A 20,144-nucleotide genomic window follows, 5' to 3' on the forward strand; every position below is an offset into this window, starting at 1 on the left:
GGTCGGGGGGGCGGGGTTGGGGGGGGGGGGGGGGGGGGGGGGGGGGGGGGGGGGGGGGTGGGGGGGGGGGGGGGGGGGGGGGGGGGGGGGGGGGGGGGGGGGGGGGCCGCCGCCCCCCCCCCCCCCCCCGGCCGGGCACCGGTCAGCCGGGGGAGCCGGCCGTGTCGAGGACGGCGCAGCCCACCAGGCCCTCCCCGGACAGCGAGGTGATGACCGCCGTGCCGCCGTGCGTGCGGCCCTCGCGCTGCCACACCCCGAGGACCGCCGCGATCTGCAGGACTCCGTCCGCGCTGAAGCACTCGCCGACGGTCTCTTTGACCCGCACGACCTGCCCGGGCAGCGCCCCGCCCAGGGCGAGGCCCAGCGCGCGCTCCTCCACCCGGTCCAGGCCGGTCCGGCCGGTGCAGCCCAGGGAGACCGTGGTCACCTCGGCCGGGTCCTTGCCGCTGCGCCGCAGCGCCGCGGAGACCACCGAGGCCAGCCCCTCGGCGAGGCCGCCCCGCGGTGCGAAGCCCGTCTCGCAGGCCAGCACCCGGGCGAGTGCCGTCCGCCCCGCGGCGAGCGCCGCGTCGTGTGGCTCCACGACGAGCACCGCGGCGCCCTCGCCCACGGGAGCCTCCCCTTCGAGCGCCCCCGACCGGTGCCAGCCCCACGCCCCCTGGGCGCTGAACTCCTCGACGCCGCCGACCAGGAGACGGTCGGCGTGCCCTTGGCGCAGCGCGTTGCGCGCGTAGCGCAGGGCCTGGACCCCGGCCAGATGGCCGCCGGCCAGCGTGGCGTTCACACCGCGCAGTCCGTGCCGGATGGCGATCTGTCCGGCGGCGCAGTTCATCACGGTGTTGGGGAAGAGGCTGGGGTTCACCAGGTAGGGGCGCTCCTGGCGCAGGGTCTCCATCGAGTACTCGCTGGAACTGCGGATGCTCCCCGTGCTGGTGCCGAGCACGACACCGGCGCGCCCACCCACCGGGTCCGGCGCTGAGTCCAGCGCCAACCGACAGGCGACCAGAGCGAGTTGGGTGGTTCGATCGAGATGGCGCACGCCCTTGCGGCCGATCAGTTCGGCGGTCCGCAGGTCGGGTACGGTCCGCACCGGCCGCGGCGGCGGAGTCTCCTCGCCGGGGACCGGCTCGGCATGTCCCGCGAGACCCTCCGCCACGGCCCGCCCCAGGGCTTCGAGCCCGAGCCCGGCGGGCGTCGCCACGCCGACCGCGGTGACGGCGAGCGGCAGGACGGCGAGCGCGGGGCGCTGCGCGGTCGCTTCGGCGGTGGCGGTGCTCATGATGCCCTTCCGAGAATGGTGATGGCGTTGTTGCCGCCGAAGGCGAACCCGTGGTTCTGCACGACCCGCGGGTGTGCCGGTCGGGCCACGCCCGCCACCGGATCGACCCCCGGGCCCAGCGCGGGGTCGACCCGCTCGACTCCGGCGGTGGGCGGCAGGAAGCCCTCGTACAGGGCCATGCAGCAGACCAGCGCGCCGAAGCCGCTCGCCGCGCCCATCGTGTGGCCGATCATGGACTTGATCGAGCTGATCGGCGGGATCCTGTCGCCAAACACCTCGCGGGCGGCAGCCACCTCCGTCGCGTCGTTGGTGCGGGTGCCCGTGCCGTGGGCGCAGATGTAGTCGATGTCCTCGGGCGTGACGCCCGCGCTGCGGTGCGCCGCCCGGATGCACGCGGCGATGCTTGCCGGGTCCGGGTGAACCATGTGCTCGGCGTCGCAGTTGACGCTGTACCCGAGCACCTCGGCGTAGATGCGGGCCCCGCGGGCGACGGCGCGGTCGTACGGCTCCACGAGCAGTGCGACCCCGCCCTCCGCGGTGAGGATGCCCGAGCGGTCGGCGTCGAAGGGACGGCAGATCTCCTCGGCGAGCGCGCCGAGCCGGTAGAACCCGGCGTGCGCCCAGCGGTTCAGCGAGTCGGCGCCGCCGGCCAGCATGTAGTCGGCCTCGCCGCTCGCCACCATGTCGTACGCGTAGCCGAGCGCGTAGTTGCTGGCCGAGCAGGCGGTCGCCAGCGTCAGCGCCTCACCCGACAGCCCGAGCTCGCTGTTGACCGCGGCGGCGATCCGCCCCGCCGGAACGGCGCCCACCCGGCGGCCGTCCAGGGATTTCAGCCCGTCGGCAGCCCATGCGGAGACGAGCTCCTCGATGACGGCGGATTCGCCGCTGGTGGTGCCCATCACGGAACCGGAACGGGCCCCGGCCAGTGTGGACTCGCTCAGATCCGCGTCGGCGACCGCCAGCCGGGCGGCCGACGCCGCGAACTGTGAACTGCGCCCCCACCGTGCGGGTTCGATGCGGCGCAGCCACGCCGCAGGGTCGAAGTCGTGCACCTCGCCCGCGTGCGTGTGGGGGAAGCCGGTGGTGTCGAAACCGGCGATGGGCGAGGTGGTGCGGCGGCCGGCCCTGATGGAGGCGGTGAACTCGGCGGCGCCGATCCCGGCACTGCTCACCGCGCCCAGACCGGTGATGGCGACGCGGCGTGCGCCCGGCTCAGGCATCGTTACCGGCCTCCAGGGAGCGGGTGACCACGGCCCGGACTCCGTCGAGGTTGCCCATCTCGATCAGGGCGTCCTGGGGGATCGTGACGCCCAAGTCCTTCTCGATGCGGGCCAGGATCTCGATGGCGAGGAGCGAGTCGGCGTCGTGGTCCTCGATGAAGCTGCTCGTGTCGGTGAGCTCGGCCTGGTCCAGTTCCAGGACTTCGAGGATGATCTCCCGGAGCTGGCTGTCCTGCTCGGCGGTGAGGATGGTGGTGTCGGCGCTCATGGCGTCTGCCTTTCGTTCCTGGTGGTTGCCGTTGCCGTTGCGGGTACGGAGGTGGCTGTGCGGGTCTGGGGGGCGGGCTGTTGCGCACCCGTGACGGGGACCGACCGCGGCAGGTGGGCGGGGGGTGCGGGGCGCGGCCCCCGATGGCGCAGGTTGACGACCGAGGCATGGGCCAGCGCCACCGGGTTGAGGAAGCGCAGCGGCCCGATGAGCCGGGAGGCGAACAGGTGCATGTGGCGGGCCATGGCCTCGTCGCGGGCCGCTGCCGAGAACATCAACCGCTCGAAGGGGTTGAAGGGACGCCCCTTGGCGTAGTCGACGGCCAGGTGCTGGTGGCCGCCGAGGCCGCGCCGGTGGCGGCGTACGTAGGCCGCGAGCGCCTGGTCCAGGTCGCCGCGCCCGGTCGCGGCCGTGGCGGTCGCCTCGGCCAGCCACTGGGCGGACTGCAGGGCCCAGCCGCAGCCGACGCCCCACAGGGGGTCGCTGGTGACGGCGGCGTCCCCGATGAGCGCGACGCCCGGCGCTCCCGGCCGCCTGGAGTGCAACGGGTAGTTGACGGTGCCGGTGATCTTGGTGATGCGCTCGGCGGAGTCGATGTCGGGCCCGCCGGGGAGGGCGCGGACGAACGCCGTAAAGGCGTCCTCCAGGTCCTCGCGGAAGGCCGGCAGCCGGTCCTTGCCCGGGATCACCGCGACGACCGTGACTCCGTCGTCATTCGGCATCGCGTACGCCACGTCCGGCTCCAGGAACCAGGAGTGGGTGATGCCGTCGCGCAGCGGGAGGTTGCGGAAGTGCGCGAAGTAGCTGAACCGCTCGTTCTCGTGCGTCCGTGTCCCGATCCCGGCGAACCGGGCGACCGGGGAGTCCTTCCCGTCCGCGCCGACGACCAGGCGCGCCCGCAGTTCGACCTCCCCGTCGGGCCCCGAGACGCGCGCGCCGACGGTGCGCCCGGCCTCCTGGACCAGGCCCTTCACCGTGTGCCCCATCAGCAGGTCCACGCCCGGGGTCCGGGCGGCGTGGGAGCGGATCAGCGGGTCGAGTGTGCTGCGCCGGACGTTGTACGAGTAGGGCAGCTCGGGGCCCGAGGGCGCGGCCTTGGGTTCGATCCAGCCCCAGCGGGTGTACCAGCGGGCTTCGTTGCGCACGGCGCCGGCCGCCTCCAGAGCGGGTATGAGCCCGAGCTCTTCGAGGACGGGGTAGGAGCAGGGCTGGAGGTAGTGGGTGCACAGCACCTTGTGGGCCGCGGGGTCCGAGCGGCGTTCGAGCAGGGCGACCCGTACGCCCCGGCGGGCGAGGAGGATCGCGGCGGCGCTGCCGGCGATGCTCGCTCCGCTGATGACGACGTCGTACACGCGGTCTTCGAGCGCGGTCATGCGCTGATCGCCTCCTTGTCGTAGTGGTGCAGGGGTGTCGCCTCGATGAAGGTGGTGATGTGCCCGGCGATCTGTACCGGCTGTTCCAGCTGGCAGAAGTGGGAGAGCCCGGGGTCCTGGTGGAGGCTGACGTCGGGTATCGAGGCCATCAGGGCGTCGATCGCGGCCGGCGGTGCCGACGGGTCGTGGGTACCGCTGACCAGCAGTACGGGCGCCTCGATCCGGTGCAGCGGAAGGCTGGGGCCGCGTCCGAGCGTGGCGTAGAACTGTAGGAAGCCGTGCGGCTCCACGCGCTCGCGGACCTTGCCGATCATGGCCTCGACGATGTCGGCGGGGATCTTCTCGGCGCGCGGGCCCAGCTGGGCCCGGAGGCCGTCGGCGAGCACCCCGCGGAACCGGTTGATCGCTTCGTGGAAGAACCGGGCGTCCACGGGCTGGTCGTGGGGCCGGAAGACGGGCGCCACGAGCACGGTCGGGACCGAGGCGCTCGGTGTGCGCCTGGTGAGCAGTTCGAGCTGTGTGGTCGCGCCGAAGGAGTGCGCCACCACCGTGTCGGGGCGCACGGGCAGCAGTTCGAGGGCGCGTTCCAGCCAAGCCGTCGAAGCACCCCGGTCCGCCCAGAGGTGGCGTGAACCGCTCCGCCAGGGCAGGTCGAGGGCGAACAGGCGGGTGTCGGTCGGCAGGTGCTGCGCGAGCACCCTCCAGTCCCCCCAACTCTCCTCGAAGCCGTGCACGAGGGCGATGGTCCGTACCTGACGGGGGAGCGCGGGGGACCCCTGAGGAGGGTGCGCGGGGCGCTCCCATATGCGTAAGAACTCACCGTCCACCTCGTGGTCCACGGCCTGCCGCCATGGGCCGCCGCGCGGTGTTCCTCGGTCTGCCAGCAGCACTCGCCTCACCTTTCGCCATGCGGTCGGACCGGATGGGAAGGACGATAGGGAGCTTTCGAGCCGCCGCCGGAGTCCGTAAGAGGCCGCCTGAAGGCATGAAACAGCTGCTCAGGAGCGGGACTTGATCCAGACTTCAGCGTGACGTCAGGCGGCCTCCAGCCGCGCTCCGCGATGGCTGGAGGCCGACGCTGCCGATTTTTTGACCGAGCCTTGGGGAATACCCTCCGGTAACCTTCCGACCTGCGGATTCTCGGCCAAGTTGACGCGTTCACGCCGGAGTTGGCGATTGACAAACCGGCCGACGGATTTTTAGGGTCGAAGTGACTGGTAACTAACGACTATCCGGGGGTAAGTCGAATGGACGTCTCTGTCCTAGGATCATTCGATGTCCGTATATCAGATATAAATGTGACACCAACTGCTTTAAAACCGGCCAAATTGCTCGCCCTCCTCTCCATGAGCCGCAACCAGCCCGTCTCGGTGGCCGAGAGCGTGCACGAGCTGTGGGCCGGAGACGCGCCGCGCACCGCCGGATCGGCCATCCACACCTACGTCCGCCACCTGCGCGAACTCATCGCGGCCGCCGAACCGAACCTCGACCCCAAGGCCGTGATCTGCACCCGCCCCGGCGGCTACCTGCTCGACCTCGCGCCCGGCGAGGTCGACTCCGAGGAGTTCGGCCGGCTGGCCGAGCGCGGCCACCGCGCCGTGAGCCTCGGCGACGACCTGCTCGCTTCCAGCCGCTTCCGCCAGTCCCTGGCCCTTTGGCGCGGCCCCGTGCTCGCCGATCTGCCGGCCGGCCCCATCCTGGCCATCCGGAAGAAGGAGCTGGAAGAGCGACGCAGATCCGCCCTCGACCGCTGCATCAGCGCCGAACTCAGGCTCGGACGCCACTACGAACTCCTGGGCGAGCTGGTGGCCCACGCCGCCGACGACCGCACGCACGAACCGCTGCACGCCCAGCTGATGTTGGCCTTCTACCGCGCGGGACGCCGGGTGCAGGCACTGGAGGTCTACCGCGAACTGAGGCACGAGCTCTCCAGCCGCCTGGGCCTGGAACCGTCCCCCCGCATCCAGGCGCTGCACCGCGCGATCCTCGCGTCGGACCACTCGCTGCACCGCGAGCCGGGCGAGCGGAGGGAGACCCGGACGGCATAGGCCAAGCCGGCCTGCGATCGCGGTCGGCGAGGTGATCCGGAAGCCCGACGGGGCGGCCGGAAGCCGACCGCGCGCAGTGCCGAACAGGGGGAGACGGGAAGCGCGGGGATCATGCAAGAACGAGCCGCCAGGACTCGCAAGCGCCTGGTGCGCGCCGCGGCCGAGGCATTCGACGAACACGGACTCGGGGCGGCCAGCATGCAGGCCGTCAGCCGCTCGGCAGGCGTGTCGAAGGGCGCCCTCTACTTCCACTTCCCATCCAAGGAGCACTTGGCCGACGCCGTACGCGCGGCGTGCGGCGACCGGTTCACGGCGGCGGCTTCCCACCTGACGGCGGCGGGCGAGTCCCCGGTCCAGGTGCTCATGCGCCTGCCCGGGCTCACGGCCGAGTGGCTGGGGGAGGACGTGATCGTACGGGTCGGCCTGCGACTCGGGCGCGAGCAGCAGAGGAGGGGTGAGCGGGACCACGACGGACGCTACCTCCACCGGGAGCTGCACGACCTGCTCTCCCGACTGCTGCGGAGCGCCGCGGAACGGCGCGAGGTCCGGGTCGGCCTGCCGCTGGAAACCTGCTCCTCCCTCCTCGTCGGCTTCCTGTTCTCGCTCGAATGCCGGGCCAGGGAGTCGGTGCCGCAGGAGGAACTCGTGGAGTCGATTGCGGAGCTGTGGAGCATCCTGCTGCCGGGCATGGCCCCGGTGCCGGAGGGCGGGTAGCGCCGACCGCCGGGTGCCGTCCGTAAGGGTCGCCGGCCGCCGTCGTGTATCCGGACGGCGCCGGCGCGGCTCTGTCACCACGTGTGGCGCCGGGGCGAGTCCCGCGGGCGCCCCGGTGAGGAAACGGCGTAGGAGAAGGGGCAGGGGTGGACGGTATGAGCACATTCGACACCAAGACGCTGGTGGACCGATGGCTGGCCATGTGGAACGGGGACCTCGCGATGGCCGAACGGATCATCGCGCCGTCGCTGCGCGTGCATCTGCCGGCCTTCGGCATGCCCCCGGAGGAGACCATCAACGACCCGCAGACGATGGCCCGCTGGATCGGCCTGTTCCGCAGCTCCTTCTCCGAGGCCTCCTTCCACTGCGAGCTGGGCCCCTTCACCGACGGGGACCACGTGATCTCCAGGTTCCGCTTCACCGGGACCTGGACGCAGGGCCGCCCCGCGGTGGCATCGGCGCCACCCGGCACCGCGGTCAGCTTCGCCGGCGTCGACACCCTGCGGATCGAACACGGGCGGATCGCCGAATACTGGCTGACGGACGACCAGCTCGACCTGTACGCGCAACTCGGCGCAATACGCGGCGTCGAGCCCCAGCCCGTCACCCCGCACAACTGACGGCCCGGGCGGGGGCAGCGGGGGCCGCGGGCGAGGGCAGACGCGGCGTGACTTCCACGCCTTCGTCGCGCAGCGGGTATGGAGGCGCGGGTCCGCTCCGTGTTCGGGGCGCCCGTCACAGCCGGCGGAGGCGCGGGAAGGCCGGTTGGAGCCGGTGCTGGCAGGACAGGCCCACGCTGGATGACGAGCAGCGGGCGGTCCTGGCGGAGGCAGGCGGGTACGTCGCTGCGCCGCACGGGCGGATGACGGCCGACGGCTTGTCCTCGGTGGTGGGCGTGTCGTCGTCGGGGACGTCGCATCGTGTGGTGCGCCGGGATCGGATGGGGGATCGTCGACCGCCTCGCACGGTGGGGCGGACAGCTGCGGACAGGGGTGGACAGTCTTCGTCCTCGTGTGGCCTGGCAGGTGGACAGTGGTCTGCCGGAGTCTTGGATCACGCCGGAGAGCGCACCGCGAGGGTGGCGCCGAAGGCCCGAGCGAACGTGCTCGCCAAGGACCGAGAAGCGTGAGTCGTCGCTTCACACCACGGGAGAATCCGATGAAGCAGCTGCTGTTCCCGAACAACATCCAGTTCTGGTACGAGACCCTGCGCTCGATGAGCCACATCGCCTACGGCGGCGCCGACTTCGGCGAGGTGGTCTCCACCGGTGAGCGGATCACCGAAGGCGACTACGACAGCTGGTACGTCGAGTGGATGGCCACCGCCGACCGCGTGTCGGGCGAGGCGGAGAAGGCGCTGGCGGCCGGTCACCGCATCAGCGCCCGGGACGGGTTCCTGCGCGCCTCGAACTACTACCGGTCGGCCGAGTTCTTCCTGCACGGTCACCCCTGCGACCCGCGTCACGACGGCGCCTACGACCGCTCGGTGGCCTGCTTCAAGGCGTCGGCGGCGCTGTTCACCCCGGTCATCGAGCCGGTCGAGATCCCCTACGAGGACACGACCCTGCCCGGCTACCTCTACCGGGTCGACGACTCGGGCACGCCGCGGCCGACGCTGATCATGCACAACGGTTTCGACGGCACCGCGGAGGAACTGCACTTCTTCGGGGCGATGGCCGGTGTCGAGCGCGGTTACAACGTGCTGGCCTTCGACGGCCCAGGGATGCCCGGCCCGCGTCACCGCGAGGGTCTGGTCTTCCGGCCGGACTGGGAGAACGTCGTCACTCCCGTCGTGGACTTCGCCGAGAGCCTCCCCGAGGTCGATGCCGGCCGCATCGCGCTTCTCGGTGTCAGCATGGGCGGCGTCCTCGCCCCCCGGGCTGCGGCGTTCGAGCACCGTCTGGCCGCGCTGATCGCCGTGGACGGCCTCTACGACCTCGGCGAGACCTCCGTCCGCAACGTTCCCGGCACCCGCGAGGAGGCCGAACGTCTCCTGCGCGCCGACTCCGCCCCGGAACTCGACGCCGCCTTCGAGCAGGCCATGGACAAGGACCCGATCGCGCGCTGGGCGATCAACCACGGCATGTACGTCATGGGTGTGGAGACCCCCCGCGCCTTCAACGCCTCCTACCTCGACTACACCCTCACCGACGGCATCGCCGAACGGATCCAGTGCCCCACCCTCGTGTGCGACGCCGAAGAGGACATGTACTTCAAGGGCCAGCCCGAGCAGCTCTACGACCACCTGACCTGCCCCAAGACCCTCATGGTGTTCACCACGGAGGAAGGCGCCGGCGCCCACTGCCACCCGGGTGCGATGCGGCTGTCCATCGCCCGCATCTACGACTGGCTCGACACCACCCTCGCCACGACCGCGTAACACCCGCCCGCGACGCCAACCCGACCCCGAGCCCACCACTGATCCCCCGAGGGAGCCACGACGATGACCCGCACCGGAATCGAAGCCGCCCTGAACGACCTGCTCTTCCACCGGGAGATCACTCTGGAGAAGGCCGCCGAGCGCCACTTCACCCCCGGGTACCGCCGGCGCACGGACGGCGAGTGGGCCGATCGCGCGGAGTTCCTCGACCACATCGGCCACCTGCGCGGCATGGTCGCCGGCGGCACGGTGGAGGTCCACGACGAGCTGTACCGGCCCCTTCCCGGCGGGGCGGGCCGCCGGTGGACCGTTGCCGGGGGAACAAGAGGGAGAAGCGACGACCTGGCGAATCGTCCGAATCCCGGCGAACCGGAGCAGATCAGAGCGGACGAGGGCGGGCCACTGGCGCCCGCGCCAGTCCCGCGGCGATCTGGCGGGTGGTCTGCGCGGCGACCCGGGGGTCGGCGGCGGCGTACGTGACGTGGGCGTTCGACCCCGTCGCCGGCGCCCACCCCCGCCTCCGCGTCCAGGGGCCCTGGGCGAACAGAAGCTCGATCTGCACGGCCCGTTCTGGGACTGGGTCGGCGGCCTCGACCTCAACATCATCGGGTACCTCATCGTGGGCCTGTTCGTCGCGACCTGGATCGCCGCGTTCGCGGTCTGGAGATTCGGCCACATCGAGGAGAAGTGGATCGCCAACCCCGAATCCGCGGACGGAGCCGGCGGCGACCCGGGTCGGGATCCCGACCCACCGGGGTCCGCACCCCGCCTACGGGGTGCGGACTGCCCGGAGAGCTCCGTCAGGTCACTGCGCCGACAGGCGCGGCGTACGCGGCGGCGCCGTGCGGCGGCTACCGGTCTTCTCGAAGGCCGCGGCAAGGGTCAGGAGAGCGTTGTCGTCGTAGGCGCGGCCTGCGAAGGTCAGCCCGACGGGCATGCCGGTGTCCGCCATGGCGCCCATCGGCACGGTCACGGTCGGGATGCCGAGGTGGCGGGGAACCAGGTTCCCGTTCGCGACCCAGACGCCGTTGCGCCAGCCGAGGTCGGCGGACGCCGGGTCGACATCCATGTCGGCGGGCCCGACATCGGCGACCGCGGGGAAGATCACCGCGTCCAGCCCCAGCCCGTCCATCCACTGCTCCAGGTCGACCCGGCGCGTCTCCTCAAGACCGCGCAACCCCTGTTCGAGGTGCGGCATGTCGCCGAGGGACGTGTAGGGGCGCTCGCGCACGAAGCGCGGGTAGTCGCCGATCGTGTCGTCGAAGCCGTCGTAGCGGTCGGGGAGTTCGCCTTCCCGCTTGGGCCAGATGCGGGCGCCGTCGACCTCGGCCAGGGTGGACAACTTCGGGTCGCCGTTGGCGCGCAGGAAGTCGTCCCAGGTCCAGGCGGACAGGTCCTCGATCTCGAAAGTGAGGAAGTCGCGGCTGACCAGTCCGCGGGTGAGCAGCGAGGGCGCACCGGGTCGGTCGGACTCGTAGTTGGTGACGACGGGGAAGTCGACCTCGACGACCTCTGCGCCGGCGGCCTGCAGATCGCGGCGGGCGGCTTCCCACAGGGCGATCACCGAAGGACGGGTGTCGATGCGCCGGCCGGTCTGGCCACCGATGCCTCCGCCGGGGTTCGAGCCGGCGTCGGGGTCGGCGTTGATGTACATCCGGGGCACGCCGACACGCTTGCCGGCAAGCGCCCCGGCCGCGGCCTCGGCACCGGTAGGTGCGAGGGCCGGGTAGGAGACGGGGCGCACCTGCGAGGCGGCGGGCAGGGGGATCCACGGCTGTGCGCGCCACAGATCCCCGCGGGTCAGCGGGTCGTCGGCGACGATGACATCGAGTAGTTCGAGGAGGTCGGCCATGGTGCGGGTGTGCGGGACGACGACGTCCATGGTCGGCACGAGCGGCCAGTTGCCGCGGACCGAGATCACACCCCGGCTGGGCGTGTAGGCGCACAGGGCGTTGTTGGACGCGGGGGCCCGGCCCGAGGACCAGGTCTCCTCACCGAGGCCGAACGCACCGAAGGACGCCGCCGTCGCCGTGCCGGAGCCGTTGGAGGAGCCGGAGCCGTAGGCGCTGGTGAGCCAGTCGGCGCTGTACGGGCTCTCCGCGCGCCCGTACACACCGCGCTGCATGCCGCCGTTCGCCATCGGCGGCATGTTCGTCAGCCCGATGAGGACGGCGCCACCCGCGCGCAGCCGCTCGATCGCGAAGGCGTCGCGCTGCGCGACGAGGTCTTCGAACGCCGGGGATCCGGACGCGGCTGTCAGCCCTTCGGCGAGGTAGCTGTCCTTCGCGGTGTACGGGATGCCGTCCAGCGGACCGAGTGTCTCGCCCTGGGCGCGGCGCGCGTCGGAGGCCTCCGCCTCCGCGCGGGCAAGCGGATTCATCACGACCATCGCGTTCAAAGCCGTGGCCGTGCCCGGCCGGTCGTATGCGTCGATCCGCGCGAGGTAGGCGTCGAGCAAGCCGACCGCGGTCGTCTCGCCCTTCTCCAGCGCTGTGCGCAGGTCGGCGATGCAGGTCTCCACGACATCGAATCCACGCGTCATGAGGGTGTCTCCCGGGTGGGTGAGTAGGACGGGCGGGCCACTGGCCGTCGGAGCGGCCGCGCACACCAGCCGCACTGACTAGATTTTCAGTCTAGACTGAAAATCTAGACTTCAGGAACCTAGACTTTGGGCCTCGACTTCCGTAACCGAAAGTGAGCTCATGCCGACGTCAGAGACCGGGCCCCCGCCGTCCGGCCACCGCCATCCACAGGAAGGCGTGATCGGGTCTGCGCGCGCTGAGCCCGGCGCCTCCCGGCTCGCGGCCCGGGCCCCGATCGACCGGAAGCGTCAGACCAGCGGAAACGAGGCGCGGGCGCGGGCGATGCGTGCCGCCATCAGCGTCATCGCCGAGAAGGGCACGGCCGGCCTGCGCATGTCGGACATCGCCGCTCGGGCCGGCATGAGCACCGGGCACATCCTCTACCACTTCGGCAAGAAGGACCGGCTCCTGCTCGAAGTCCTCGCATGGAGCCAAGCGGACCTCTGGACCCGGTTCCAGCAGGCCGCCGACCAAGCCCCATCGCCTGCCGAGAAGCTAGACCTGTTCGTCCGCTTCTACCTGCCCCGCCACCCGGGCGACGAACGCTACGCACTGTGGACGCAAGTCCTGACCCAACACCACGACGAAGCAGGCCGACAGCTCCTCACCGAGCTGCTGGACGGGTGGGACGAACGCCTGGAAGCCATCCTCCGTGAAGGCCGGGACCTGGGACAGTTCGCCGACGTGGACCTTCCCGAGTTCACCATCCGGGCCGTGGCCATGCTGAGCGGGCTCTCCGAGGACGTGATGTTCGGACGGTCCCGCTGGCAACACACGTCCGTTCACACGTTCGCCCTCTCCGCCCTCGAACGCGAACTGCGCCCTACCGCCAAGTAGGGCATCCATCGCGCGCAGCCTGCCTATAAACCGCGCACAGCGACCCTGCACCCCCCCCAGAAACCCGAACGCCTTCAGGATCTCGTTCACTCATGCGCTTCGGCGGGCAGGAACGCGACGATGTCGATGGCCTTCGCAGTGGGCGGCGGCAGGTTGTCCGGGTCCTGGTCCGTCACCGGGATCGGGGCACCGGTAGCGCTCTCATGGCCGCGGGTGATCTCCGCCTGCTCCAGCTCCCGACCGGCCGGCTCGCACACCTTCCGGTAGCGGATCCGGCCGCCGTCGGCGGTGTGGACCTGCCGGAAGGACACGCGAAACCCGTGGCCCGAGAGCTGGGGGTTCCGTAGCGTGTCGGTCATGCCGATGCCTGTCCTGTACTGCAGCGATTCGTTGAACCCTCGACGCGTAGACGAACACTTCGCGCTGGAAGCTCGGGAGGTCCGCGCCTGTGGCGGGACAGTAGGGCTGATCGACCACGACGCCCTGTTGCAGGGCGACGCGCAGCGGGCAGTTGCGCAAGTTCCGGGTGGGCTGGGAAGTGCCTGGTACCGAGGCTGGATGATTCCCAGCGATCGATACGCCGCGTTGGCTGAGGCCCTGAGCCGTCGTGGTACCGCGCTGCTCGTGACACCCCAGCAGTACCGCACCGCTCACGAACTGCCACATTGGTATGCGATGTTCGTCGACGTCTCGCCCGCGAGCGTGTGGCGTCCCACGAAGCCCGGTGAGGTGCTGACCGCCGAAGACCTGGCTGCTCTCGCCGAGCCCCTGCTGCCAGGCTCGGGAATCGTGAAGGACTACGTCAAATCGCGCAAGCACGAGTGGGAGCAAGCGTGCTTCATTCCCGATCTCGCCGACGCCGTGCAGCTGACGCGGGTCGTACAGCGCTTTGCGGAGTTGCAGGAGGAGTTCCTGGCTGGTGGGATCGTTCTGCGCGCCTTCGAGGCGTTCTCGCGGCTTGAGTCCGTCGCGGCTGAAGTGCGCGTCTGGTGGCTCGACGGTGAACCCAGGCTGCTGACGCCCCATCCGGATAGCCCGTCTGGGCGCGGGCTGGTGCCCGACCTTGATCACATCAGGCCTGCGGTGCGGCGTCTGGGATGCCGGTTCGTCACCACCGACGTGGCCCTCCGCTCGGACGGGGTGTGGCGGGTCATCGAAGTCGGGGATGGCCAAGTCAGTGATCTGCACCAGTCGATCAGCCGAAGCGAATTGGCCGCACTGCTGGTCGGTTCGTAGCACTCGCGCTCCTTCCCCACACCAAGTCAAGTGGTCTGCTCATCGGGCCTTGACCGGTTCGTGGGCGAGAGCCAGTCGTCTGTGTCGCGGTGACGGACGAGTCCGACTGCGGCGAACTCGCCGACGTGATGGCCCTTGGCAACGCCGAGTCGTCGAAGCGCCTGAGAAGTCGGAGGGCCGGTCGTCGGCGATGGCTCCCCGTCGGCCAGGCGCAATGGGCCAAGGACTATCTCCCTGCGCCCCAGGGTTGGTCACGTGCACCTGCCCGGGGTGGTCGACGGCCCGGCCCCCACAGCACCACTGGACCTCTCCCTGGCTATCGCAGGAAAGAGGTGCCGGCGCGCTTGACAGGCTTGCCCACGCGGTCTGACCTGCGAGAACGGGACCCGTCCGGTTTGGTAGGTGCCCATCTCCGGTAGTACCTCCGGTGCAACTCCCGCCGCACTCCTGCACGCAACGGTGTAACCCCCTCCCGGTGCATCCCCTTCCGGCTCGGCCGGGGCGAGCCAGCCGGGTCTGGGGTGGGGTGGGCAAGCCCCTCTGCTCCGGCGCCTGGGCAAGCCTGGGTGCTGCTGGGCAGGCTCCGGCGGGGGAGTCGGGTTCCGGGGTCGTCTGCCCTGATCAGAGCGGGGAACCGAGGTTGAGGTAACCGGTCGGGTAAGCGCGGCCGGGCAAGCCTGGCTTGCTCGCACGGTCAGTCGTCGTCGGTACCAGTGCCGGCACCGAGACGGCGCCGGACTGAGGCGGCGTGCTCGTGCTCGGCTGCCCCGGCCCGGGCCAGCGTGGTCGTCTCGGGTCCCTCGGCAGCCAGGCGTGCACGGCGCGCGGCGGAGGGCGGGGCCTGGGGAGTGGCGGGGCGGGGGCCGGTGCCCAGCGGGCGACGCTCGTTCATCTGTCCAGTTTCACCCCGTTCAGGGCGGTCGTGGGCACTGGCTGCGGAAAATGGGTGGGAGGTCGAGCGTCACATTGTGCGGTTGCCGACCCATAACCCTGGTGTCACCAGTTGCGGCCGTAGGTATCGGGTGCCGCACGGTGCTGTCTGCCCGTCAGCGGACCGTCCGCCGGGCGCAGTGGGAGGGAACCCTCATGTCCATCGCCGAACAGCAGCAGTCGCCGTTCCAGCCTCGGCAGCCGGCCCCGCAGCCCTCGGGCGGCGACCGTGTCCAGACCCTGCTCGTGGCCTTGGTCGTGCTCTTGGTCCTCGCGGCGACCGGCTACGCGTGCGTCACGCATCCCGCGTTGACCGACGTCGTAGCCGCGGTCGCAGGGGTGGCCACCGTCCTGGCGGCCACCTTCACGGTGGCGTGCACCCTCCGCCAACGATGACGCTTGCGGACAGACCAAGGCACGGGCCCACCGCGGCCCGGTGACGGCCCCCTGGGACCCATCGGGCACCCCGGCAGTCCCTGCCGGCAACGGGCGTCTCTCTCCGGCGTGGTCGCGGTCTGTCCGTGGGGTCCGGTGAGTTCAGCGGTGAGTCACCGGTGAGTGGATCGGTGACTCACCGATCTACGCACCGGTGGTCTCCCCATGGCAGGTCAGGAGTGTGGTCGGGGCAGTGGGTTGGGCGGAATCTCTGGTGATCTTTTGACTACGGACCGTTACGGTGGCGTGGTGATCATTGGTGGGTCGGGAGGCGTGGTGGCTGGTCGGGTGGCGGTACGGGAGGCGGTGGGCGTGGCGTACGGATCGATGTCGGCGGAGCAGAGGAAGGCCTACCAGGCGGCCGACGCGAGGGGCACCGACCTGGAGAAGCGCGCGACGGCGGACGCGCTCGGGCAGATCCGCAACGATTCGGCCCGGATGCGCGAGGCCGGGACGGCCGTGCGGGGGGAGATCGGGCACAAGGCCGCGGTGACCGCCCTCGACATGGACGCCACGACGCCCAGGGCGACGCTGTCGGACTGCGTGGACCTGTCGAAGTAAAGCCGCCAGTTCAAAGGCGCCCCCCTTGCGGCGACAAGCTCCCGGGCTGGAAGACCGAGACGCTCGTACAGTCCGGCAGCAGCCTGTACCAGGGCATCCGCCTGCCCGACGGCTCTTGGACCGGTTTCACCGACGCCCAGGCCAAGGCCGGGAACATCGGCGGCATCCGCTCCGGCACCGCCTGGGGCATCAACGGTGACATGCACATCCTCGCCGTCAGTAACAGCGGGGGTCTGTTCCACACCATCCGCAAGCAGGACGGCACGTGGGGACAGTTCGGTGACGTCTTCGCCGCGACCAACGCCCTCGGTAACCTGACTCAGGTCACCGCCACCAGTATCGGCTACGACCTGCACGTCGTCGCCGTCGCCGACGGCAAGGCCTTCCACACCGTCCGTCTGGCCAACGGTACCTGGACCAAGTTCGGTCAGATCTCCTCGGCTTCCGTTCCGAACGTGACCGCTGCGGCGGCCGCCAACGTCAAGGGTGAATTGCAGGTCACCGTCATCAGCGGTGGCAAGCCCTACCACACCATCCGCTAGGTGAGCGGGAGTTGGCTCGGCTGGGGCAGCGTCGCCCAGGCCGCCGGCGCCACGGGCCGCGTGACCGCCGTCGCCATGGCAGGCGCTGGGGACGAAGCGCACATTGTGCTTGCCACGGACAACGGAACCCGCCAGTACCATGCGGTCCGCAACTTCAACGGAACCTGGACGCCCCTCACCGAGCTGAAGGGCGTCATCGGCACCGTCACCGCGAAGTCCGTCTCCGCGGCCGCTGTCAACGGCGAGGTCCAGGTCGCCATCAGCACCACCGGCGGCCAGCTCCTGCACACCATCCGCCACACCGACCGCACCTGGGCAGCTCCCACCACGGTCACCATCCCGGGCCTCCCCACGGCGCCGGGCGTGGTCAGGATCACTGCCACCTGGAACCCGTAACAGCACGGCGCCCGGCGGCATATGGGGCTTGCCCGTATCCTGCCGGGCGCGCTGCGCCCGGCAGGATACGGGCTCCTCCCACCGCAGAAGTCGTCCTCCCTCTCACCGAGAGGGAGGACGAACCGACTTGTTCTTCGCAGCAGCGGACCCTCGACACTGCGACTGCCGCAGCCCTCACCATCTGGCCCCGCACCTGATCGCCTGGACGAGTACTACTGATTTTTCGTAAGTTCGGTGGGTGTGGTGGGTGGATGGTGAGGCCGGTGTGGGTGAGGAATGACCATGGAAGTTGAGGGTTGTTGTTGATGCGGTGGATGCCTTGTTCGGTGGCGTCGGCGACATCGGCGAGGTGGTGGCGAGGTTGGCGAGTTCACGCTTCTTGAGCGAGGACCACAGCAGTTCCACCGGGTTCAGCTCGGGAGCGTAGGCGGGTAATCGTTCCATGGTGAGCCAGTCCTGTTCGGCGACCCAGGCCCGCATCGCTCGGCTCCAGTGGGCGGACAGGCCGTCCCAGACCAGGACCACGCGCTCGCCGCGGTAGAACACCTTCATCTGCTCGAGGACCTCGATGAGCCCGACGGTGTCGTAGCTGCCGGGCTTGAGGTGGAAGCACAGGCGGGCCCCGCGTTCGGGGTCGGTGGAGTGGTAGCCCAGAGCCCCGGCCATCGACGCCCGCTTCCAGTTCAGGCGGTGCCGCAGGAGCGGAGTGCGGCCTCGGGGCGCGTAAGTGCGGCGGATCTGAGGGAGCAAGGAGACACCTGATTCGTCGAGGAACACGATCCAGGCACGTGTGTTCACAGGCGTGCGGGGAGCAGGCGCACCGCTGGGCGCTCGCCCTCCTCGCGACGGGCTCATCCCCGCGCGCGCGGGGAGCAGGCTTACTGACCTGCGACTCTATCCGGGCTAAGGAAGGTTTTCAGGCACTTTCACTGATTCCGACAATTAGCCCATTTAGATCCTCGTGGTGGATTTCAACGTGCTGCTCGCGCAGCGCCGGTCGATCAAAGGCAGAGGGGTGCGTCGAGGGCGCAGGCGGGTGAGATGGCCCCTCCGCAGGGGCCGGGGCTCGCGACCTCTCGGGGATGCGCGGGGCCCCGAGGATCGACCAGACGGCCAACAGGGCGGGACCGCACTCGATCGGCGACCCCACCTCAGCCCAGGCCGGCGAGGAGCGGCCAGTCGAGCCTGACGCTGAAGGGGGGACACACCAACGTCGCGCTCGGCGCCCCGCCCGGCCCGGCTTCCATGGTGCGTTCATACCTCTGAGTGAGGTCGGTCGGGTTCAAGGGAGGCGGGAGCACTGATCTGCCTAGGGTGACTTCTGGAGTGGCGGGCAGCCGCTCCGATCGCGCGTCGACTTATGTACGGGAGCTTGTGTGGCGCAGCAGCACACGACGTCAGTCCGGCTCCGTCTCCGGTACCGCTTCGACCATCTGGTCTCGGGGGGAACGACCGCGCTCATCGGCTGGCTCGCCCTGGCCTGCCTCGCCGTCGTCGTTCCGGCGAGCATGGTCCTCGTCTGGTCCGACCGGGCCGCTCCGGCCACGCTCTCCGGCCGACTCACCGCCGTGTGGGTCAGCGTCGGCCAGACGCTGAAGATCGGGGGTGCGGTCGGCTCCCCGCTCTACGTGCTGGCTTCCGTATCCCTCGCGCTGGTGGCGCTGCTCTTCGTGTCGACCCTGGTCAGTCTGATCACCACGGGCATCAACCGGCGCATCATGTCACTGCGCCTGGGCCACTCCACCGTGCTGGAGACGCGGCACACCGTCGTCTTGGGGTGGTCGGACCAGGTTTTTCCCGTAATCGGGGAGCTGGTGGCCGCCCACGCCAACCAGCGCCGCTCCGCCGTCGCCGTGCTCGCCCCGCAGGACAAGGTGTGGATGGAGGACGAGGTCTCCACCCGCGTGAGCGACCGCGGCAGGACGCGGATCATCTGCCGCAACGGGAGCACCACCGACCCCACCGAGCTGTGCCGGGTGAGTCCGCGCACCGCGAAGGCGGTCCTGGTGCTGCCTCCCACCGGGGACACCGGTGACGCCCATGTGGTGAAGACCCTGCTCGCCCTCGACGCGGCCGTCCCCGGGTTCGGTGATGGGGAGGCGGTGGTGGTCGCCGCCGTCCGTGACTCCCGCAACCACATGACCGCCAGGTTGGCCGCCGGGCCCACGGGACACGTCCTGTGCGTCGACGACATCGTCGCCCGGCTTCTCGTCTCGACGGCCAGGCAGCCCGGCCTCTCGCTCGTCTACTCGGAGTTGCTGGACTTCGAGGGCGACGAGTTCTACCCGGTCGCCGCCGGGGGCCTGGTGGGGCGTACGTTCGGCGAGGCGCTGCTGTCGTTCGCCACGTCCTCGGCGGTCGGTCTGCTGCACACCGACGGGAGCGTCACCCTCAATCCGGATCCGGGGGCGGCGATCGGCCCGGGCGACCGGATCATCGTCATCTCCCAGGACGACGACACGGCCGTGCGGGCGGACGTGGCCTCCCAGGTCGAGGAGGACGCGATCGTGACGGCCGGGCCCCGGACCGCCCGGGCCGAACGACTCCTGCTGCTCGGCTGGAACCGCCGCGCCCCGCTCGTCATCGAGCAACTCGACCAGTACGTGAGCCCGGGAACCACCCTGGATGTCGTGGCGCTCGGTGAGTACGCGGCCGCCCGCGGCGCGCTGGCCGTCACGGCCGCGCGATCCCGCCTCGAAGTCTCCTTCCGCGAGGGCGACATCACCGACCCGCTGACCCTGGCCAAGCTGGACGTGCCCTCGTACGACAGCGTGATCGTGATCGGTGAGACGGAGCTCGCGGCCTCGGTCTGCGGCTCGGCCTCGGACACGCCCGTCGCCTCCCTCGCTCCGGTGACGGATCCGGAGGCGTGGGCGGACGACAGGACGCTGGTCACCCTGCTGCATCTGCGGGCCGTCGGGGAGGCCGCCCAGCGGGAACTCGCGGTCACCACCGAGATGTCCGACGACGGCAACCGGCTCCTCGCACCGGCCCGGGACGGCGCCGACTTCATCGTGAGCGGCAGGCTGATCAGCCTTCTGATGACCCAGATCTCACAGAGCCCGTATCTCGCCGCGGTCTTCGAGGAGTTGTTCACAGCGGAGGGCCACGAGTTCCACCTCAAGCCGGCCGCGGACTACGTCCGGGCCGGCCATGAGGTCTCGTTCGCCACCGCCGTCGAGGCGGCGAGGCGGCGCAGGGAATGCGCGGTCGGCTACCGGCTGCGCGCGCGGAGCGCCATGGGCCCCGACTACGGGGTGCGGATCAACCCCGACAAGCGGCAGCGGGTCCGGTTCTTGGAGGAGGACTGGCTGATCGTGCTCGCCGAGAGCTGACGGCACCGC

At 70.6% G+C, this 20,144-nt stretch carries 20 protein-coding genes and 2 pseudogenes; 13 read left to right on the top strand and 9 right to left on the bottom strand.

The genetic code is table 11. The features are described 5' to 3' along the window. Positions 1 to 142 precede the first annotated feature (142 nt). The 5 genes from ACIOD1_RS34490 to ACIOD1_RS34510 are packed head-to-tail and all read right to left on the bottom strand — an operon-like array spanning position 143 to position 5,030. On the bottom strand, positions 143 to 1,279 hold the full coding sequence (locus ACIOD1_RS34490) for a beta-ketoacyl synthase N-terminal-like domain-containing protein (protein WP_365630343.1): 1,137 nt from the start codon (positions 1,277 to 1,279) through the stop codon (positions 143 to 145). Continuing rightward, entirely contained in the window at positions 1,276 to 2,499 is a 1,224-nt protein-coding gene (locus ACIOD1_RS34495) for a beta-ketoacyl-[acyl-carrier-protein] synthase family protein (protein WP_365630346.1), read from the bottom strand. Before ACIOD1_RS34495 ends, ACIOD1_RS34490 begins: the two co-directional genes overlap by 4 nt. Beyond that, positions 2,492 to 2,767 carry an acyl carrier protein gene (locus tag ACIOD1_RS34500; protein ID WP_365630349.1) on the bottom strand — a complete coding sequence of 92 codons (276 nt, stop codon included), beginning with the start codon at positions 2,765 to 2,767 and terminating at the stop codon, positions 2,492 to 2,494. Before ACIOD1_RS34500 ends, ACIOD1_RS34495 begins: the two co-directional genes overlap by 8 nt. Continuing rightward, a complete protein-coding gene (locus tag ACIOD1_RS34505) occupies positions 2,764 to 4,140 on the bottom strand; it encodes an NAD(P)/FAD-dependent oxidoreductase (RefSeq protein WP_401907089.1) in 1,377 nt (458 codons plus the stop codon). Before ACIOD1_RS34505 ends, ACIOD1_RS34500 begins: the two co-directional genes overlap by 4 nt. Next, complete coding sequence (locus ACIOD1_RS34510; RefSeq protein ID WP_401907091.1) at positions 4,137 to 5,030, bottom strand: alpha/beta fold hydrolase; 894 nt, start codon at positions 5,028 to 5,030, stop codon at positions 4,137 to 4,139. The genes ACIOD1_RS34505 and ACIOD1_RS34510 overlap by 4 nt, the downstream gene beginning before the upstream one ends. A 456-nt stretch (positions 5,031 to 5,486) precedes the next feature. On the opposite strand from ACIOD1_RS34510, the gene ACIOD1_RS34515 reads away from it, so the two are divergent. From ACIOD1_RS34515 to ACIOD1_RS34540, 6 genes and pseudogenes are all read left to right on the top strand, one after another. After that, positions 5,487 to 6,188: an AfsR/SARP family transcriptional regulator gene (locus tag ACIOD1_RS34515; protein WP_365630358.1), complete on the top strand. Its 702-nt coding sequence runs from the start codon at positions 5,487 to 5,489 to the stop codon at positions 6,186 to 6,188. 111 nt (positions 6,189 to 6,299) lie between these two features. Then, positions 6,300 to 6,902: a ScbR family autoregulator-binding transcription factor gene (locus ACIOD1_RS34520; protein ID WP_401907093.1), complete on the top strand. Its 603-nt coding sequence runs from the start codon at positions 6,300 to 6,302 to the stop codon at positions 6,900 to 6,902. A gap of 155 nt (positions 6,903 to 7,057) precedes the next feature. Beyond that, positions 7,058 to 7,522, top strand: coding sequence for an ester cyclase (locus tag ACIOD1_RS34525; RefSeq protein WP_401907095.1), 465 nt, complete (start codon positions 7,058 to 7,060; stop codon positions 7,520 to 7,522). Positions 7,523 to 8,060: 538 nt separating this feature from the next. Further along, on the top strand, positions 8,061 to 9,281 hold the full coding sequence (locus ACIOD1_RS34530; protein ID WP_401907096.1) for an alpha/beta hydrolase family protein: 1,221 nt from the start codon (positions 8,061 to 8,063) through the stop codon (positions 9,279 to 9,281). Between the two features lie 63 nt (positions 9,282 to 9,344). Then, the gene (locus ACIOD1_RS34535) at positions 9,345 to 9,761 is read left to right on the top strand and encodes a hypothetical protein (protein ID WP_401907097.1); all 417 of its coding nucleotides are present in this window, start codon (positions 9,345 to 9,347) and stop codon (positions 9,759 to 9,761) included. Between the two features lie 67 nt (positions 9,762 to 9,828). After that, positions 9,829 to 9,981 (top strand): annotated as a pseudogene (locus tag ACIOD1_RS34540) (HoxN/HupN/NixA family nickel/cobalt transporter); the annotation flags it as partial. A 105-nt stretch (positions 9,982 to 10,086) separates the two neighbouring features. Here the strand turns inward: ACIOD1_RS34540 and ACIOD1_RS34545 are convergent. After that, positions 10,087 to 11,823 carry an amidase gene (locus ACIOD1_RS34545; protein ID WP_401907099.1) on the bottom strand — a complete coding sequence of 579 codons (1,737 nt, stop codon included), beginning with the start codon at positions 11,821 to 11,823 and terminating at the stop codon, positions 10,087 to 10,089. A 322-nt stretch (positions 11,824 to 12,145) separates the two neighbouring features. On the opposite strand from ACIOD1_RS34545, the gene ACIOD1_RS34550 reads away from it, so the two are divergent. Further along, positions 12,146 to 12,700, top strand: a complete 555-nt coding sequence (locus tag ACIOD1_RS34550) for a TetR/AcrR family transcriptional regulator (RefSeq protein ID WP_401907101.1) — start codon at positions 12,146 to 12,148, stop codon at positions 12,698 to 12,700. A 98-nt stretch (positions 12,701 to 12,798) separates the two neighbouring features. Here ACIOD1_RS34550 and ACIOD1_RS34555 read toward each other — a convergent pair. Then, a pseudogene (locus tag ACIOD1_RS34555) lies at positions 12,799 to 13,011 on the bottom strand (Ku protein); the annotation flags it as partial. A 46-nt stretch (positions 13,012 to 13,057) separates the two neighbouring features. On the opposite strand from ACIOD1_RS34555, the gene ACIOD1_RS34560 reads away from it, so the two are divergent. Continuing rightward, positions 13,058 to 13,936, top strand: coding sequence for an ATP-grasp domain-containing protein (locus ACIOD1_RS34560; RefSeq protein WP_365630378.1), 879 nt, complete (start codon positions 13,058 to 13,060; stop codon positions 13,934 to 13,936). A 694-nt stretch (positions 13,937 to 14,630) separates the two neighbouring features. Here ACIOD1_RS34560 and ACIOD1_RS34565 read toward each other — a convergent pair. After that, positions 14,631 to 14,828 carry a hypothetical protein gene (locus ACIOD1_RS34565; RefSeq protein ID WP_365630381.1) on the bottom strand — a complete coding sequence of 66 codons (198 nt, stop codon included), beginning with the start codon at positions 14,826 to 14,828 and terminating at the stop codon, positions 14,631 to 14,633. Between the two features lie 194 nt (positions 14,829 to 15,022). Between ACIOD1_RS34565 and ACIOD1_RS34570 the strand changes: the two genes are divergently transcribed. From ACIOD1_RS34570 to ACIOD1_RS34585, 4 genes are all read left to right on the top strand, one after another. Beyond that, complete coding sequence (locus ACIOD1_RS34570) at positions 15,023 to 15,262, top strand: hypothetical protein (protein WP_401907103.1); 240 nt, start codon at positions 15,023 to 15,025, stop codon at positions 15,260 to 15,262. 315 nt (positions 15,263 to 15,577) lie between these two features. Then, complete coding sequence (locus ACIOD1_RS34575) at positions 15,578 to 15,862, top strand: hypothetical protein (RefSeq protein ID WP_401907105.1); 285 nt, start codon at positions 15,578 to 15,580, stop codon at positions 15,860 to 15,862. A 200-nt stretch (positions 15,863 to 16,062) separates the two neighbouring features. Next, a complete protein-coding gene (locus ACIOD1_RS34580; protein WP_401907106.1) occupies positions 16,063 to 16,404 on the top strand; it encodes a hypothetical protein in 342 nt (113 codons plus the stop codon). Next, entirely contained in the window at positions 16,405 to 16,800 is a 396-nt protein-coding gene (locus ACIOD1_RS34585; protein ID WP_401907108.1) for a hypothetical protein, read from the top strand. It begins immediately after the preceding gene. Positions 16,801 to 16,974: 174 nt separating this feature from the next. On the opposite strand, the gene ACIOD1_RS34590 is transcribed toward ACIOD1_RS34585, so the two are convergent. Then, on the bottom strand, positions 16,975 to 17,550 hold the full coding sequence (locus tag ACIOD1_RS34590) for a transposase (RefSeq protein ID WP_401907110.1): 576 nt from the start codon (positions 17,548 to 17,550) through the stop codon (positions 16,975 to 16,977). A 626-nt stretch (positions 17,551 to 18,176) separates the two neighbouring features. On the opposite strand from ACIOD1_RS34590, the gene ACIOD1_RS34595 reads away from it, so the two are divergent. Continuing rightward, positions 18,177 to 20,135, top strand: a complete 1,959-nt coding sequence (locus tag ACIOD1_RS34595) for an NAD-binding lipoprotein (protein ID WP_401907111.1) — start codon at positions 18,177 to 18,179, stop codon at positions 20,133 to 20,135. Positions 20,136 to 20,144: the final 9 nt, after the last annotated feature.

Origin of the sequence: Streptomyces sp. NPDC088097 (assembly GCF_044741845.1) — a bacterium.
Taxonomy (GTDB): Bacteria; Actinomycetota; Actinomycetes; order Streptomycetales; family Streptomycetaceae; genus Streptomyces.

Coding starts and splice junctions, on each gene's coding strand:
- ACIOD1_RS34500 (WP_365630349.1), bottom strand. CDS start 2,767: ATGAGCGCCGACACCACCATCCTCACCGCCGAGCAGGACAGCCAGCTC.
- ACIOD1_RS34560 (WP_365630378.1), top strand. CDS start 13,058: ATGCCGATGCCTGTCCTGTACTGCAGCGATTCGTTGAACCCTCGACGC.
- ACIOD1_RS34515 (WP_365630358.1), top strand. CDS start 5,487: ATGAGCCGCAACCAGCCCGTCTCGGTGGCCGAGAGCGTGCACGAGCTG.
- ACIOD1_RS34580 (WP_401907106.1), top strand. CDS start 16,063: ATGCACATCCTCGCCGTCAGTAACAGCGGGGGTCTGTTCCACACCATC.
- ACIOD1_RS34520 (WP_401907093.1), top strand. CDS start 6,300: ATGCAAGAACGAGCCGCCAGGACTCGCAAGCGCCTGGTGCGCGCCGCG.
- ACIOD1_RS34565 (WP_365630381.1), bottom strand. CDS start 14,828: ATGAACGAGCGTCGCCCGCTGGGCACCGGCCCCCGCCCCGCCACTCCC.
- ACIOD1_RS34550 (WP_401907101.1), top strand. CDS start 12,146: ATGCGTGCCGCCATCAGCGTCATCGCCGAGAAGGGCACGGCCGGCCTG.
- ACIOD1_RS34495 (WP_365630346.1), bottom strand. CDS start 2,499: ATGCCTGAGCCGGGCGCACGCCGCGTCGCCATCACCGGTCTGGGCGCG.
- ACIOD1_RS34535 (WP_401907097.1), top strand. CDS start 9,345: ATGACCCGCACCGGAATCGAAGCCGCCCTGAACGACCTGCTCTTCCAC.
- ACIOD1_RS34505 (WP_401907089.1), bottom strand. CDS start 4,140: ATGACCGCGCTCGAAGACCGCGTGTACGACGTCGTCATCAGCGGAGCG.
- ACIOD1_RS34530 (WP_401907096.1), top strand. CDS start 8,061: ATGAAGCAGCTGCTGTTCCCGAACAACATCCAGTTCTGGTACGAGACC.
- ACIOD1_RS34490 (WP_365630343.1), bottom strand. CDS start 1,279: ATGAGCACCGCCACCGCCGAAGCGACCGCGCAGCGCCCCGCGCTCGCC.
- ACIOD1_RS34525 (WP_401907095.1), top strand. CDS start 7,058: ATGAGCACATTCGACACCAAGACGCTGGTGGACCGATGGCTGGCCATG.
- ACIOD1_RS34545 (WP_401907099.1), bottom strand. CDS start 11,823: ATGACGCGTGGATTCGATGTCGTGGAGACCTGCATCGCCGACCTGCGC.
- ACIOD1_RS34570 (WP_401907103.1), top strand. CDS start 15,023: ATGTCCATCGCCGAACAGCAGCAGTCGCCGTTCCAGCCTCGGCAGCCG.